The sequence below is a fragment of the Stenotrophomonas sp. 2619 genome (assembly GCF_040548725.1).
Lineage (GTDB): Bacteria > Pseudomonadota > Gammaproteobacteria > Xanthomonadales > Xanthomonadaceae > Stenotrophomonas > Stenotrophomonas maltophilia_AP.
Genome location: NZ_JBEPSF010000005.1, coordinates 211,021 through 225,454 on the forward strand (window position 1 = coordinate 211,021; position 14,434 = coordinate 225,454).

Annotated in this window: 16 protein-coding genes; 8 read left to right on the forward strand and 8 right to left on the reverse strand. The window is 67.4% G+C overall.

Annotation, left to right across the window (positions count from 1 at the left end; translation table 11 throughout):
* Window positions 1-28: 28 nt before the first annotated feature.
* Window positions 29-1,126 carry an alkene reductase gene (locus ABIA71_RS07435; RefSeq protein ID WP_502961212.1) on the reverse strand — a complete coding sequence of 366 codons (1,098 nt, stop codon included), beginning with the start codon at window positions 1,124-1,126 and terminating at the stop codon, window positions 29-31.
* Window positions 1,127-1,335: 209 nt separating this feature from the next.
* Between ABIA71_RS07435 and ABIA71_RS07440 the strand changes: the two genes are divergently transcribed.
* From ABIA71_RS07440 to dld, 7 genes are all read left to right on the forward strand, one after another.
* Window positions 1,336-2,094: an SDR family NAD(P)-dependent oxidoreductase gene (locus tag ABIA71_RS07440; RefSeq protein WP_354284378.1), complete on the forward strand. Its 759-nt coding sequence runs from the start codon at window positions 1,336-1,338 to the stop codon at window positions 2,092-2,094.
* Between the two features lie 125 nt (window positions 2,095-2,219).
* Window positions 2,220-2,678 carry an MgtC/SapB family protein gene (locus ABIA71_RS07445; protein WP_159496966.1) on the forward strand — a complete coding sequence of 153 codons (459 nt, stop codon included), beginning with the start codon at window positions 2,220-2,222 and terminating at the stop codon, window positions 2,676-2,678.
* On the forward strand, window positions 2,675-3,112 hold the full coding sequence (locus ABIA71_RS07450; protein WP_354284380.1) for a VOC family protein: 438 nt from the start codon (window positions 2,675-2,677) through the stop codon (window positions 3,110-3,112). The genes ABIA71_RS07445 and ABIA71_RS07450 overlap by 4 nt, the downstream gene beginning before the upstream one ends.
* 188 nt (window positions 3,113-3,300) lie before the next feature.
* The gene (lldP, locus tag ABIA71_RS07455; RefSeq protein WP_354284382.1) at window positions 3,301-4,959 is read left to right on the forward strand and encodes an L-lactate permease; all 1,659 of its coding nucleotides are present in this window, start codon (window positions 3,301-3,303) and stop codon (window positions 4,957-4,959) included.
* Window positions 4,960-4,998: 39 nt separating this feature from the next.
* A complete protein-coding gene (lldR, locus tag ABIA71_RS07460) occupies window positions 4,999-5,763 on the forward strand; it encodes a transcriptional regulator LldR (RefSeq protein WP_354284410.1) in 765 nt (254 codons plus the stop codon).
* Window positions 5,764-5,768: 5 nt separating this feature from the next.
* Window positions 5,769-6,929 carry an FMN-dependent L-lactate dehydrogenase LldD gene (gene lldD, locus ABIA71_RS07465; protein ID WP_354284384.1) on the forward strand — a complete coding sequence of 387 codons (1,161 nt, stop codon included), beginning with the start codon at window positions 5,769-5,771 and terminating at the stop codon, window positions 6,927-6,929.
* Window positions 6,926-8,644, forward strand: a complete 1,719-nt coding sequence (gene dld, locus ABIA71_RS07470; protein WP_354284386.1) for a D-lactate dehydrogenase — start codon at window positions 6,926-6,928, stop codon at window positions 8,642-8,644. The genes lldD and dld overlap by 4 nt, the downstream gene beginning before the upstream one ends.
* Before the next feature lie 127 nt (window positions 8,645-8,771).
* Here dld and ABIA71_RS07475 read toward each other — a convergent pair whose 3' ends face one another.
* The gene (locus tag ABIA71_RS07475; protein ID WP_354284388.1) at window positions 8,772-9,092 is read right to left on the reverse strand and encodes a hypothetical protein; all 321 of its coding nucleotides are present in this window, start codon (window positions 9,090-9,092) and stop codon (window positions 8,772-8,774) included.
* Window positions 9,093-9,197: 105 nt separating this feature from the next.
* Here ABIA71_RS07475 and ABIA71_RS07480 point away from each other — a divergent pair, with 105 nt between their 5' ends.
* Complete coding sequence (locus tag ABIA71_RS07480) at window positions 9,198-9,692, forward strand: DUF1543 domain-containing protein (protein ID WP_354284390.1); 495 nt, start codon at window positions 9,198-9,200, stop codon at window positions 9,690-9,692.
* Between the two features lie 24 nt (window positions 9,693-9,716).
* On the opposite strand, the gene ABIA71_RS07485 is transcribed toward ABIA71_RS07480, so the two are convergent.
* The 6 genes from ABIA71_RS07485 to ABIA71_RS07510 form a co-directional block, all read right to left on the reverse strand.
* Window positions 9,717-10,016 carry a hypothetical protein gene (locus ABIA71_RS07485; protein ID WP_354284392.1) on the reverse strand — a complete coding sequence of 100 codons (300 nt, stop codon included), beginning with the start codon at window positions 10,014-10,016 and terminating at the stop codon, window positions 9,717-9,719.
* Window positions 10,013-10,258 carry a hypothetical protein gene (locus tag ABIA71_RS07490; protein ID WP_354284394.1) on the reverse strand — a complete coding sequence of 82 codons (246 nt, stop codon included), beginning with the start codon at window positions 10,256-10,258 and terminating at the stop codon, window positions 10,013-10,015. The genes ABIA71_RS07485 and ABIA71_RS07490 overlap by 4 nt, the downstream gene beginning before the upstream one ends.
* Window positions 10,242-10,988, reverse strand: a complete 747-nt coding sequence (locus tag ABIA71_RS07495) for a M949_RS01915 family surface polysaccharide biosynthesis protein (RefSeq protein ID WP_354284396.1) — start codon at window positions 10,986-10,988, stop codon at window positions 10,242-10,244. Before ABIA71_RS07495 ends, ABIA71_RS07490 begins: the two co-directional genes overlap by 17 nt.
* Window positions 10,978-12,882, reverse strand: coding sequence for a TIGR02594 family protein (locus ABIA71_RS07500; protein ID WP_354284398.1), 1,905 nt, complete (start codon window positions 12,880-12,882; stop codon window positions 10,978-10,980). Before ABIA71_RS07500 ends, ABIA71_RS07495 begins: the two co-directional genes overlap by 11 nt.
* A gap of 11 nt (window positions 12,883-12,893) precedes the next feature.
* Window positions 12,894-13,403 carry a hypothetical protein gene (locus tag ABIA71_RS07505; protein WP_354284400.1) on the reverse strand — a complete coding sequence of 170 codons (510 nt, stop codon included), beginning with the start codon at window positions 13,401-13,403 and terminating at the stop codon, window positions 12,894-12,896.
* The coding region (locus ABIA71_RS07510; RefSeq protein ID WP_354284402.1) for a DUF2345 domain-containing protein at window positions 13,400-14,434 on the reverse strand (1,035 nt) is incomplete at its 5' end. The genes ABIA71_RS07505 and ABIA71_RS07510, both read right to left, overlap by 4 nt.

The following is a 14,434-nucleotide window of genomic DNA, read 5'->3' on the forward strand; positions in this document are numbered from 1 at the left end:
GGTCGGCTCTACCGGGTCGGTGCCTGCGTCATGCGCCCGAGACGCTCGGGTAATCGGTGTAGCCGCGCGAGCCGCCGCCGTACAGGGTGTCCGGGTCGAGGTCGGACAATGCAACGCCCAGGCGCAGGCGCTCGACCAGATCGGGGTTGGCAATGAACGGACGACCAAAGGCGATGACGTCGGCGTAGCCGGAGGCGATGGCGGCTTCGGCGGTGTCCTTGGTGTAGCCGTTGTTGGCGATCCACGCCCCCTTGAACTTCGCGCGCAGCGCGGCGTAGTCGAACGCGATGTTGTCGCGCGGGCCGCCGGTGGCGCCTTCGATGACGTGGATGAACGCCAGCGGGCCAATCGCATCCAGGCGCTCCACCGCGCGTTCGAACAACGGCTGCGGCTGCGAATCGTGGGCGTCGTTGGCCGGGGTCACCGGCGACAGGCGCACGCCGGTACGCTCGGGGCCAATCTCCGATGCGATCGCACGCACCACCTCATCCAGCAGGCGCGTGCGGTTCTCGATGCTGCCACCGTATTCGTCGGTGCGCTGGTTGCTGCCGTCGCGCAGGAACTGGTCGATCAGGTAGCCGTTGGCGGCGTGCACTTCCACGCCGTCGAAGCCAGCGGTGATCGCGTTGCGCGCGGCCTGGCGGTAGTCCTGGATCAAGCCGGGAATCTCGGAGAGTTCCAGTGCGCGCGGCGCCGAAACATCCTCAAAACCCTTGCTGGTGAAGGTCTTGGCCTTGGCCGGCAGCGCACTCGGCGCCACTGGCACCTCACCTTCGGGCAGCAGGCTGGTGTGCGAGATCCGGCCGACGTGCCACAGCTGCAGCACGATCTTGCCGCCGCGCGCATGCACTGCGTCGGTGACCTTCTTCCAGGCGTCGATCTGGCCCTGGCTGTAGATCCCGGGGGTGTCCAGGTAGCCCTGGCCCAGCGGACTGATCTGGGTCGCCTCGGCAATGATCAGGCCAGCGCTGGCGCGCTGTTCGTAGTACTGGATCGCCAGGGGATTGGGCACGCGCCCTTCGATGGCGCGGTTGCGGGTAAGCGGGGCCATCGCGATGCGGTTGGCCACCGCAATCGCGCCGAGCCGGGTAGGGGTGAACAACGGGCCGTCACTGGTGGAAGTCATGGGCATACCTTTGGGGGGAGGGCTGCGTCGGTGCAGCCTGGACAAACAGAATGTGGGCGTACGACCGCCAGCATAGGCACAGGTGCGTTGCAGCGATGGGAAGCATTGTTGCGGGCGTCTGTGTGCACGTTGCGTAACGCACGGCCGGCGTAGCGTAGTGCGGGATGCAGGTGTTTCCTGCGACATATTCCAACCAGAGGTACAACGCGATGATTGATTATCAGCTCACGGGCAAGGTGGCGATCGTGACCGGTGGCGTGTCCGGCATCGGCCTGGCCGCCGCCGAACTGCTCGCAGCATCCGGCGCAGCGGTGGCGGTGTGGGATCTGAAGGACGACGCGGTGCAGAAGACCGCCGAGGCGCTGCGCGGCAAGGGCGTCAAGGCGATCGGCATCGCGCTGGACGTGACCGACGAAAAGGCCGTTGAAGCGGCGGTACAGCGCACCGTGCAGGAACTGGGCGGCCTGCATATCGCCGTCAACAACGCCGGTATCGGCGGCCCGTCGGCGACCAGTGGCGACTACCCGGTGGACGGCTGGAAGCGCGTCATCGACGTCAATCTCACCAGTGTGTTCCTGTGCCAGCGTGCGCAGATCCAGGCCATGCGCAGCGGCGGCAAGGGGGGCAGCATCATCAACATGGCCTCCATCCTGGGGCAGGTGGGGTTCAACAATTCCGCTGCCTACGTGGCCGCCAAGCACGGGGTGGTCGGGTTGACCCAAACCGCGGCGTGGGAGCACGCCGGCGACAGGATCCGGGTCAATGCGGTCGGCCCCGGCTTCATCGCCACCCCGCTGCTGGACAAGATGGACCCGACGGTCAGGAAGGCGTTGGAAAGCAAGCATGCACTGGGTCGTCTCGGCCAGCCCGATGAGGTGGCCGCGCTGGTGGCCTGGCTGGCCAGCGACGATGCCTCGTTCGCGACCGGCACGTATTACGCCATCGACGGCGGCTACCTGGCGCAGTAACCGGTGCCCGGCGGTCATGGCGGCAACCCACTGCCGCCTGACCGTGCACATCCGCCTCACGCGCCTCTTCACGGCGCTGCCACGTCCGCCACGCAAGGCTGGGCCGAACAGGCGAGGACGTACGGATGGGACTGGAACAGGATCTATCGATACTGCTGCGGATTGCCGCAGCCATGGTGTTTGGTGGCTTGATCGGCATCGAACGCGAGATGGGCAAACACGCGGCCGGGCTGCGTACCCACATGCTCATTGCCGGCGCGGCCGCCTTGATCGTGGGCCTCGGCGACAGCATCGCCGAACACTTCCAGCAGGAGCGCTATCGCGACCTGCTGCAGGTCGATCCGGTGCGTTTGATCGAAGCGGTGGTGGCCTGCGTCGGTTTCGTGGCGGCCGGCACCATCCTGCGCGGGACGCGCGATGACCAGGTCAGCGGCCTGACCACGGCCAGCTCGCTGATCATGTCGGCGTCGATCGGCATCGCGGTAGGCATCGGCGAGTACGTCATTGCCATCGGCGTCAGCATTCTGTGTCTGATCGTGCTGGCGGTGTTCAGTCGGATCGCCAAGAAACTGGAGGCATCATGAGCAGCGACCGTCCCTTCCAGATCCAGCATATCGACCACATCGTGCTGCGCGTGCAGGACCTGCCGCGTGCGGTGGCGTTCTACCGCGATGTGCTTGGCTGCACGGTGGCGCGGGAGCGACCGTCGCTGGGCATGGTGCACCTGCACGCCGGCACGTCGATGATCGATCTGGTCGCCGTGGACGGAAAGCTCGGCACGCCCGGTGGCGCGGCGGCGGGTGCGCAGGGGCGCAACCTGGAGCATCTGTGCCTGCGCGTGGAACCGTTCGATGTGGAGCGTCTGCGGTCGCATCTGCAGATGCACGCGGTGGAACTGCGGGGCAAGCCGGAGAGCAATTACGGTGCCGAAGGCGATGGTCTGTCGGTGTACCTGTACGACCCGGACGGCAACGGGGTGGAGTTGAAGGGCCCGGCCAGCGACTGCGGTTGCAGCTAATGGTCATACCAAAATACAGGGCATAGACCTATGGTCTAATAGGCCTGTCGCGCAATTGGCGTTTCAATGCGGACACTTTCTACCCTTCTGATACTTATTGGTCGTACCAATAAGGGCGGGGGGTAGAAAAGCATGCCGGCCCCGCACTTCTTTGCGCGGCCTTCCGTCCGTCCCGTTGAGATCCGCCGATGCAGCCTTGGCAACAACTGTATGACCCCGCTGGCAACCTGTGGCTGTCCAGCCTGATCGCGCTGTTGCCGATCGCCTTCTTCTTCGTCGCCCTGGCCGTGCTGCGCATGAAGGGCTGGCTGGCCGGGACGCTTACCGTGGCCATCGCGCTGGCGGTGGCGCTGCTGTTCTACCGCATGCCGGTGCAGCAGGCATTCGCGGCCGGCGCGTACGGGTTCATCTACGGGCTGTGGCCGATCGCCTGGATCATCCTGGGCGCGGTGTTCCTGTACAAGGTCTCGGTCAAGACCGGTCAGTTCGACATCATCCGTGCCTCGATCCTCTCGGTCACCGAAGACCAGCGCCTGCAGATGCTGATGGTCGGCTTCGCCTTCGGTGCGTTCCTGGAAGGGGCGGCCGGTTTCGGTGCGCCGGTGGCGATCACCGCCGCGCTGCTGGTCGGGCTGGGCTTCAAACCACTGTATGCGGCCGGGCTGTGCCTGATCGTCAACACCGCGCCGGTCGCCTTCGGCGCGATGGGCATTCCGATCATCGTGGCGGGCCAGGTCACCGGCCTGGATCCGTTCGAGATCGGGCAGATGGCCGGCCGCCAGCTGCCGTTCCTGACCATCATCGTGCTGTTCTGGATCATGGCGATCATGGACGGCTGGCGCGGCGTCAAGGAAACCTGGCCGGCAGTGCTGGTGGCCGGCGGCTCGTTCGCCATCGCGCAGTACCTGACCTCCAACTTCATCGGGCCGGAACTGCCCGACATCACCGCCTCGTTGGCCTCGCTGGTGTGCCTGACCCTGTTCCTGCGCCGCTGGAAACCGGTGCGGATCTTCCGCTTCGATACCGAAACCAGTGCCGAGGCCGCAGCGCAGGCGCTGGACGCCCCGCGTTACAGCACCGGGCAGATCATCAAGGCGTGGTCGCCGTTCCTGATCCTCACCGCGATGGTCACCGTGTGGAGCATCAAGCCGTTCAAGGCGTTGTTCGCTCCCGGCGGGCCGCTGGAGCACTGGGTGCTGAAGCTGCCGGTGCCGGGGCTGGACCAGCTGGTGCAGAAGATGCCGCCCATCGTCCCATCGCCCAGCGCGTACGAGGCGGTGTACAAGTTCGATGCGGTATCGGCCACCGGCACCGCCATCATGCTTGGCGCGGTGCTGGCCATCGTGCTGCTGAAAATGCGCCCGGCCGCGGCGCTGCGCACCTTCGGTGAGACCGCCAACGAGCTGAAAGTGCCCATCTACTCGATCGGCATGGTGCTGGCCTTTGCCTTCATCGCCAACTACTCGGGGCTGTCGGCCACGTTGGCGCTGGCCCTGGCCCATACCGGCAAGGCCTTTACCTTCTTCTCGCCGTTCCTGGGCTGGCTGGGCGTGTTCCTGACCGGCTCGGACACCTCGTCCAACGCGCTGTTCTCGGCGTTGCAGGCCACCACCGCCCAGCAGATCGGCGTGTCCGAGGTGCTGCTGGTGGCGGCCAACACCACCGGCGGGGTGACCGGCAAGATGATTTCCCCGCAGTCCATCGCCATCGCCTGCGCGGCGGTGGGGCTGGCCGGCAAGGAGTCCGACCTGTTCCGCTTCACGGTCAAGCACAGCCTGATCTTCACCGTGATGGTGGGCATCATCACCACGCTGCAGGCGTACTGGCTCACCTGGATGATTCCCTGAGCCATGCGCGGATCACGCCACGCGGGCGACAATGACGGCATGAAGAACGAACGCCTGTCCGACAAGGTGGCCACGCAGCTGCGTGGCCTGGTGAGCACGCAGAACCTGCAGCCGGGGGATCGGCTGCCGGCCGAGCGGGCACTGGCCGTGCAGCTGGGGGTGTCGCGCACCGCCCTGCGCGAGGCCATCGCCCAACTCGCCAGCCAGGGCCTGCTGACCGCGCGGGTAGGCGGTGGCACCTACGTGGCCGAACCCGCCGCGCGGGCCCGGCAGGCCATCGACGAACCGCTGATGCCATACCTGCCGCTGTTCCAGGGCGACCCGGAGTATCGCTTCGACGTGCTGGAGATCCGCCACGCGCTGGAAGGCGCCACCGCCTGGCACGCCGCGTTGCGCGCCACCGATGCGGACCGGGCGAAGATCCGCGACGCCTTCGACACCATGATGGCCGCACACGGCAAGGACGATCCGGCCGGTGAGGCGCGCGCCGATGCGGCCTTCCACCTGGCCATTGCCGAGGCTTCGCACAACCTGGTGCTGCTGCAGGTGATGCGCGGCCTGTTCGAGCTGTTGCAGACCAACATCTCGCAGAGCCGCGAAAAGCTGTACACCTCGCCACGCACCTTCGAACCGTTGTCGGTGCAGCACCGGGAAATGATGGAGGGGGTGCTGTCTGGCGATCCCGAACGCGCGCGTGCCGCCGCACACGCCCATCTGGAATTCGTGCACACCTCGCTGCGCACGCTTGACGACAACGAGGCCCGGCGCACGCGCGCCTCGCGGCTTCCTTCTGCCCACGGTTGATTCCCATGATCATCTCCGCCTCCACCGATTACCGCGCGGCCGCGCAGCGCAGGCTGCCGCCGTTCCTGTTCCACTACATCGATGGCGGCGCGTATGCCGAACACACGCTCAAGCGCAACGTGTCCGACCTGGCCGACATCGCGCTGCGCCAGCGCGTGCTGCGCAACATGGCCGAGCTGCGTCTGGACACCGAGCTGTTCGGTGAGCACCTGGCGATGCCGGTGGCGCTGGCACCGGTCGGGCTGACCGGCATGTATGCGCGCCGCGGTGAAGTGCAGGCGGCGCGGGCGGCGGCCAGTCGCGGCATTCCGTTCACGCTGTCCACCGTGTCGGTCTGCCCGATCGAGGAGGTGGCACCGGCCATCGACCGCCCGATGTGGTTCCAGCTGTATGTGCTCAAGGACCGCGGCTTCATGCGCAATGCGCTGGAGCGGGCCAAGGCGGCCGGGGTGGCCACGCTGGTATTCACCGTGGACATGCCCACGCCGGGCGCGCGCTACCGCGATGCGCATTCGGGCATGAGTGGCCCGAATGCGCCGGCGCGGCGCATGCTGCAGGCGATGACGCACCCGCGCTGGGCGTGGGACGTTGGCCTGTTCGGCCGTCCGCATGATCTGGGCAACATTTCCACGTATCGCGGCAGCCCGACCGGGCTGGCGGACTACATCGGCTGGCTGGGCGCCAACTTCGACCCGTCCATCTCCTGGAAAGACCTGGAGTGGATCCGCGAATTCTGGACCGGGCCCATGGTGATCAAGGGCATCCTCGACCCGGACGACGCGCGCGATGCAGTGCGGTTCGGCGCCGACGGCATCGTGGTCTCCAACCACGGCGGCCGCCAGCTGGACGGCGTGCTGTCGACCGCGCGGGCCTTGCCGGCGATCGCCGATGCGGTGAAGGGCGAGCTGAAGATCCTGGCCGACTCGGGCATCCGCACCGGCCTGGACGTGGTGCGCATGCTCGCGCTCGGTGCCGACAGCGTGCTGCTGGGCCGTGCATTCGTCTATGCGCTGGCCGCGCAGGGCGAGGCCGGCGTCGCCCATCTGCTGGACCTGATGGCCAAGGAAATGCGGGTGGCGATGACCCTCACCGGGGCGAAGACCATCGCCGACATCAGCCGCGATTCGCTGGTGGACGTCACCCGTCGCCTCGCGGCCGCGCCATGAACACTGCATCCCAGGGCGCAGTGACGCTGTTGGCGCAGCTGCGCGCGATCGTCGGCGATGCGCACGTGCTGTGCGGCGACAAGCCGACCCGGCGCTTCCGCAAGGGCTACCGCTTCGGTGATGGCCCGGTGCTGGCGGTGGTGCGCCCGGGCACTCTGCTGGAGCAGTGGCGCGTGCTGCAGGCGGTGGTGGCCGCCGATGCCGTGGTCATCATGCAGGCCGCCAACACCGGCCTGACCGGCGGCTCCACGCCCGATGGCGCGGATTACGACCGGCCGGTGGTGATCATCAACACGCTACGCCTGACCGGCGTGCAACTGATCAACGAGGGCCGACAGGTGGTCTGTCTGCCCGGGGCGACGTTGGACCGGTTGGAGAAGGAACTGGCGCCACTGGACCGCGAACCCCACTCGGTGATCGGCTCGTCGTGCATTGGCGCCTCGGTGCTGGGCGGGGTCTGCAACAATTCCGGCGGCGCGCTGGTGCGGCGAGGTCCGGCGTATACCGAGATGGCGCTGTTCGCCCAGGTCGACGCGGACGGGCGGCTGCAGCTGGTCAATCATCTCGGCATCGCGCTGGGCGACACCCCCGAGCAGATCCTGGAGCGGCTGCAGCGCGGCGACTACGCACGCACCGACGTGGACAACGACACGGACCGCGCCGCCTCCGATCCGCGCTATGCCGAGCAGGTACGTCAGGTCGATGCATCCACCCCGGCCCGCTATAACGCCGACCCCTCACGCCACTACGAAGCGGCCGGGTCGGCCGGCAAGCTGGCGGTGTTTGCGGTACGCCTGGATACCTTCGCGCGCGAACAGGCCGAGGTGTTCTACATCGGCAGCAACGCGATGGAGGATCTCACCGCGGTCCGCCGCCATCTGCTGACGGCCTTTGAGCGCCTGCCGATTTCCGGCGAGTACCTGCATCGCGACGCCTTTGATATCGGCGAGCGCTACGGCAAGGACACCTTCCTGCTCATCGATCGGCTGGGCACCGCGCGGGTACCGGCCGCGTTCGCGCTGAAAAGCCGCATCGACGGTTGGTTCGAGTCGGTTGGCCTGCGCGGGGTAACCGACCGCGTCATCCAGGCCATGACGCGGCTGCTGCCGCGGCACCTGCCGCCGCGCATGACGCAGTTCCGTGACCGTTACGAGCACCACCTGCTGCTGAAGGTATCGGCCGCGGATGCGGCGGCCACCGAGACCTTCCTGCGCGCGCACTTCGCCGCCGCCGAGGGCGACTTCTTCCGGTGCACCGCCGATGAAGGCCGCAAGGCGTTCCTGCACCGCTTTGCGGTGGCGGGCGCGGCAGTGCGGTATCGCGAAGTCCATCGCGACGCGGTGGAGGATATCGTCGCCCTGGACGTGGCCTTGCGCCGCGATGACCGCCAGTGGGTGGAACAGCTACCGGCGGCCATCGACGCCAAGCTGGCCGGCAAGCTGTATTACGGGCACTTCTTCTGCCACGTCTTCCACCAGGACTACATCGTGCGCAAGGGCGAAGATCCGCTGGCGATCGAGCACGCCATGTGGACGTTGCTGGACGCGCGTGGTGCCGAATACCCGGCCGAACACAACGTCGGCCACCTGTACCCGGCCAAGCCGGCGCTGGCAGCGTTCTACCAGCAGCTGGACCCCAGCAACACGTTCAACCCGGGCATCGGCCAGACCCCCAAAACCCGCCACTGGAACGGCTGCGACTGCGCAACCGGGTAGAGCCACCCCATGGGTGGCTGCACGGAACTCCCGCGATCCGATGGCACGGCCACCCGGGCACTCCCGCAATCCGATGGCACAGCCACCCGGGCACAGCCACCCATGGGGTGGCTCTACTCGCGGGGCATCACTCGCAGCGAACGGCGGTGATCACGTTCTGCTTGTCGATGAACACGCGCAGGCGATCCTGGCGAAGGTCACGGGTGGTGATTGTTTCCGGGCCGATCGGGTTGACCAGCCCGGCACCGCTCTGCGCCGACAGCTTGCGCATGGTGGCTTCGTCGGCCGCTTTCCCCACCGCCCAGTCCAGGCCATCGGCCTTGCACAGGCCCGGGCCCTTGACCTGCGGGCCGGGGGTGCTGACGCAGGCGCCAAGCGCCAGGCTCGCAACAAGGGCCAGTGCGGCGGCCAGCCGGCCGGAGGTGAGGCTGCGCGAAGGGAAATGCATGGGGTCGCTCCTGCGGATTCAGGCGCTGACGATACCACTGCCGCCGCGATCTCCGCGTGGTGGCAACGCTACACTGCACGCCCTTGCAAAGACCGGGAGAAAGCAGTGCTGCACGTGTTCATGCTGGGCGGGCGCCATGCGCGGGCGCGCATCGAAGTTCATGACGTGGCCTTCGCCAATGTCGACCGCCCCGAAGATGCCTACCCGCAACTGCGCCGGGAATGGTTCGGCGACGCCAAGGGCCTGCACGTGGACGGCTGGCTGGCGGTGGACGGGGTGGACGGGCACCAGGTCCGCTTCGGCGACGTCGCCCCGGGCCCCGCTGCGCCGCGCCTGTTCTTCGTCAACCTGGGCGGCTACGTGCCGGGCGCGCTGGGCGAGGCGCACGACTACCTGCTGCTGGTCGCCGGCGACGTGGCCGACGCCAGGCAGAAGGCCAAACACCTGCGCGACGCGAGTTGGATCAAGCCGCACACCGACGCGGTGCTGGACGTGGACGACTGCATCGCCATCGACCAGGTGGGCGGCCGCTACGTGCAGCTGCAGCCGGGCGCGCATGCCGAGATCACGCTGGTCAGCGATTACATCGTGATCGGCTGAGCGCGCCCCGGGGGCGTGGCTACGTCAGTCGGTGGGCGCCGGCTGACCGTCGATGGAGGGGCACGTTTCGGCCTGCTCCGCTGCAGCCACCGTGACCGTTGCGCGCTCGCCATCGCGCTGGCGCAGGACGATGTCGTCCACCCGCGCCCACTGTCCATCCGCGCTGAAGGCAGTTTCATAAGGCCCGTGCACGATGGAGAAGCGGGCCAGGATCCGCGCCTGCGGCAGGTCCAGCAGGAACACATTGGAGTAGGGCGTGGTGCCGGGCGTCATCTGGTCCCAGGGGCTGCCCCAGGCGAGCGCGCGGGTGTGGGCGCAGTTCACCCGCCAACCACCGGCGATCCCAGCCGTATCCGCACCGCACGGGTGCCGCGCTTGAACACCACGTCATTGCCGCGGCCCGCGACGTCGCTGATCGAGGCCGCGCTGCGCTGGGACAGGGCCGGGCGTTCCGTGCTGGCTGCCGCCACACCGCTGCTGGCCAACACCAGCAGGCAGAGAACGGCAGGCCAGCCGTTCCGGGACGCACGAAGCGGTGTGCCCGCGCGATTACGGCGTGGTTGCATCCTGACCGCCACGCCGCGTATAGACGGCCTTCCAGACGGCATCCATGTGCTTCTGGAACAGCGGCGGGGCATCCTTGTAGGAGGCGCTGTCCTGGCGCTCGCCGCCGAACGGCGCGTCGCCTTCGATGGTGACCAGCGATTCGCCGTCGATGCGGTAGACATCGTTGTCGCGGCGCAGCTCGATCACGATCTGCTGCGGGTCCACGCCGCCGCCGCAGAAGCTGTGGCTGGCCAGGGTGAGCTCGGCCACGCCATCGGCGTCCAGGTCGCTGGCCCCGACCTGGTCGAGGAAGTAGCCCGCGTCCAGGTCCAGGCCCTCGCACTCGGTCGGGCTTTCGCTCTGCCAACGCTGCACGAAGGGGGCGTCGGCGGTGGCGCGGCCGTACAGGGTGGCGGTCAGGGTGGCCACGTCCATGTCCTGGTCACTCTCGGCGTCGTGCGTGCGGGTATCGGTGCGGGTCAGCACGAGCAGACCTTCACCGGCGGTGTCGCGGTAATGCACCAGCTTCAGCGGCTCGCGGATGCCCAGGCCGTCGGTTTCGCTGCCGGGCAGGGCGGGCAGGACGGCAAACCCACCGGCAGCCGGCTGCGCAGGCGCTGCCGTCGCTGCGGTCGCGGCGGGGCCTTCAGGGGCGGCACCGGTATCCGTCGCCGCCTTGCCGGGGCCGCCGCATGCGGCCAGCGCCAGCGCGCAGGCCACGGCGAGCCAGCCGCTGCGGTCAACGCTCATTGCCGCTGGCTTTGACGACGACGACGATGCCGAGGGCGTCATTGAGGGTTTTGGCGTGGGTCGCATCGAGTTTCGGGTCCTTCAGTTCTTTGTTGGCGAAGGCCAGGTAGGCCTTGGGCACGTAATAGCGCAGCGATGCAGGATTGTATTTGACGAAGTTGATCTGGTCGCTCTGGTTGCCGCCCAGCAGGATCGGGCTGCTGCCATCAAGCGCGTACACAAAGCCCACGTGGCTGGTCTTGACCAGCGCGATCGCGCCGAACACCGGTGCATCGATCTGCACGTAGTTGGTGGTATCGGCGGCGAAGGAGCGGGCGCGGTACGGATGCGGGCTGGAGATGGGGTACCCGGCCTTGCGCATGCAGTAGTTCACGAACGAGGCACACCAGGCGTTGTCTCCGCCAGCCATGGTCTTGAACTGCTTGCCGTAGCCGATTTCCTCGTGGAAGTTGATCGTCTTGGTGATCACCGCTTCCTTCTTGCCCGACCACTTCTTGGCCTGCGCGTAGGCGTGCTCGATCCACGGCGCCCGTTGCTGGGAATACGGCACCAACGCGATCGGATGGGCCTGGTTCTCCGCACTGCGCACCGGCCGGGTGTCCACCGCCGCTGGCGGCTTCACGGCCGGCTGCTTGGGCGGGGCCACCGGCGGCGGCTTGACCAGGCTGGGTGCCGGCCCGCTCGGCTTGCTCGAGGCGGGCGGTTGGCTGGTCTTGGGCTTGGTCACGGCGGTGGACGCCGGTTCGGCCTTCTTCGCGCCGCTCGGCAGGTTGATCGACTGCCCGGGGCTGATCTTGTTGCGGTCCTTGATCGCCGGGTTGGCCGCCATGAGCTGGTCCACCGACACGCCGTGGCGGTCGGCGATGCCCGACAGCGTGTCGCCGCGCTTGATCGCATAGCTGTTTTTGGCGGCGGCTGGCGCGGCATCGTTGGCGGCCGCCCCGGACGTGCTGCCCTGCGGCGCCGGCCCGTAGATCCAGATCACCTCGCCCGGAAAGACCTTGTTGCGGTCCCGGATCCGGTTGTTGCTGACCAGTTCGTCCACGCTGGTCTTGAACTTGCTGGCCACCGTGCCAAGCGTGTCCTTTGGCTGGATCACATAGCGGATCGGCGCGCGCTTGGTATCGCGCGGACCGCCGTCCGGGTTGTGTGGCTGCGAGCCGGCCAGCGCGGTCACCAGTGGCCGCGCGAACAGCAGCGACGTCGACGCCTGGTCCAGCACGAACTCGCCGATCTTGGTGCCCACCTTGCCGGCCTCTTCGGCGAACAGCTGCACCATCTCACCCGGCTTGCTGGTGATGAAGGCCGGCAGCACGCCATAGGCGTTGGTGGTCAGCTTCTTCTCCTTTCCGGTGCTGGTCTTGGCCACCACGGGGAAGGACGGCAGCGGCTTGGCGCCATCGGACAGCGACACCTGGGTGGCGTGCACGATCTTTTCCTTGCGGGTGTCCGCATTGGCGTTGAAGCCTTCGTACTGCTCCATCGCCGCGACCATGCCGTTGAACTGCTCGTCGGTCATGTCCTTGATGACGGTCTGGTCGGTGGCGCCGGATTTCTTGCGCACGAACGCCAGGTACTTGGCCGTGTCGTTCTCGCCTTCCGGGGCGTAGGTGTGCATCGCGTTGTACAGCGTCATGTCGTTGTACTTGCGGCGCAGCAGGGCGCGCTTCTCCTTGCGGCCTTCCTCGACGCTGGAAAAGATGGCGAACTTGCCGCTGGCCGTGTCGGCCTGGCCGATCATGCTGACGTACTTGCCGCCTGGCCGCAGGTTGCCCGGGTTGTTGAGCAGCCACGCCAACGTACCGCCGGTGCGCAACATCTTGTCGCCGTTCGCAGCGGTGAATTCCACCGTGCGGATGTCCTTGTGAAATACCGCGCTGATGTACGTGGTCATGGGCTCGACGCTCAGGGGGACGGTGGCGCTGCCAGCGCCTGGGTGACGGTTTTCTTGCCAACGTTGCGGGTGCTGCGCAGTACGAACACCCAGCGGTCTTCGTCCGGCTGGCGCACCAGCTCATACCGCTTCACTTCTACGCTGGCGTTGTCGTCGTACGGCGTGTCCTCATACTTGAGTTGAGCCGTGGACAGCCAGGTCTTGCCGCCGGCCTGCACCACGCGGGCGTCGCTCAACGGGAAGTCCGCGGTCGCGGTGGTCTTGAACACGAATTCGCTGGGCGCCGCATCCGGCTTGGCCAGCAGCGGCACCTGGTTCCACACCGCGTCCTTGCCCTGCGGCTGCCACTGGAAGCTGTAGACGTAGAACCTGTGCGCGTTGAAATGGTTGACCAGGCCCGAGTTCACCCGCAGCGTGCCTTGCGCGCTGGCGATGGTGGCGGTACCGGGCTTGTACTGCTGGGCCTGCGCCGGGGCGGCGGCGATCGCGGCGGCCAGCAGCAGATACGACAGGGTTTTCATGCGTGATCGTTCTCGTTGCCGAGCAGTTCAAGGATCTGCTCCGGGGTCAGGGCGCCCGTCTGCGCGGCGGCATCCAGCTCGCCACGGTAGCGGTCGCCATCGGGGTCGTCATCGTTGTCGCCGTCTTCTTCCGGCGGCGCGCCGGTGGCGGCGGTGATCTTTTCCCACTTGTCCTCGCCGACCTGCAGGGTGAGCGTCCTGCCCAGCCCGTCGGACATCACGCGCGGCAGGCGGCCATCCTCGCCCACGGTGCCGGCGGCCACTTCCTTGTTGTCCTGGTCGACGATCCGGAAGGGCAGGTTGGTCCAGCCCAGGTCGCCGGCCAGTACGTCCGCACCTTCCACCGCGAAGCGCAGGCTGTCGGTAAAGGCGAAGGTCTGGTCGGGCAGGGCGGGTACGGCGGCCGCGTCGCTGGCACCGCCCAGGAACGGATGCTGCCCGGCCTTGACGGTAAAGGTGCCGGGGCAGCTGAAGGTGATGTCCCCACCTTCCAGCGTGATTGCGCTGTTGCCGGCCTGCAGCACCACTTTCTGCTGGGCCAGCACGTCGATGCGGTCGTCGGTGGCGGTGATGGTGATGGCCTGGTCGGCCAGCAGTTCCAGCTCGCCGGTGTGCGCCTGCAGGCTCACCGGCCCGTTGGCGGCGATCACCTTGATCGGGCCGTCCTGCGCAAACAGCGCGGTGTGTTCGCCGGACACGGTCGAGACGGTTTCACCGGCGCTGATGTGCAGGTCCTGCTGCACGGTCATCTGCAGGTTCTGCCCGGCATAGGCCACTGCACTGGCCGGGGTGGTCCAGATAATCTGCTCGGGCGATTCGGCCAACAGCAGGGCCGCGGCAAAGCGCTCCACCGGGTTGCTGCCCGGGGTGCGGCCATCATCGGGCTTCATGGCCGACTGGCCGTTGACCTCGCCGTCGTACTTGCCGTCCACCTGTGGATCGATCTTCTCGCGCAGCTGGGTGGTGCTTTTCAGCGCCGTCAGGGCCGGCACGTTCTGCTGCTGCAGAGTGTCGTGCATGCCTTCCAGGCT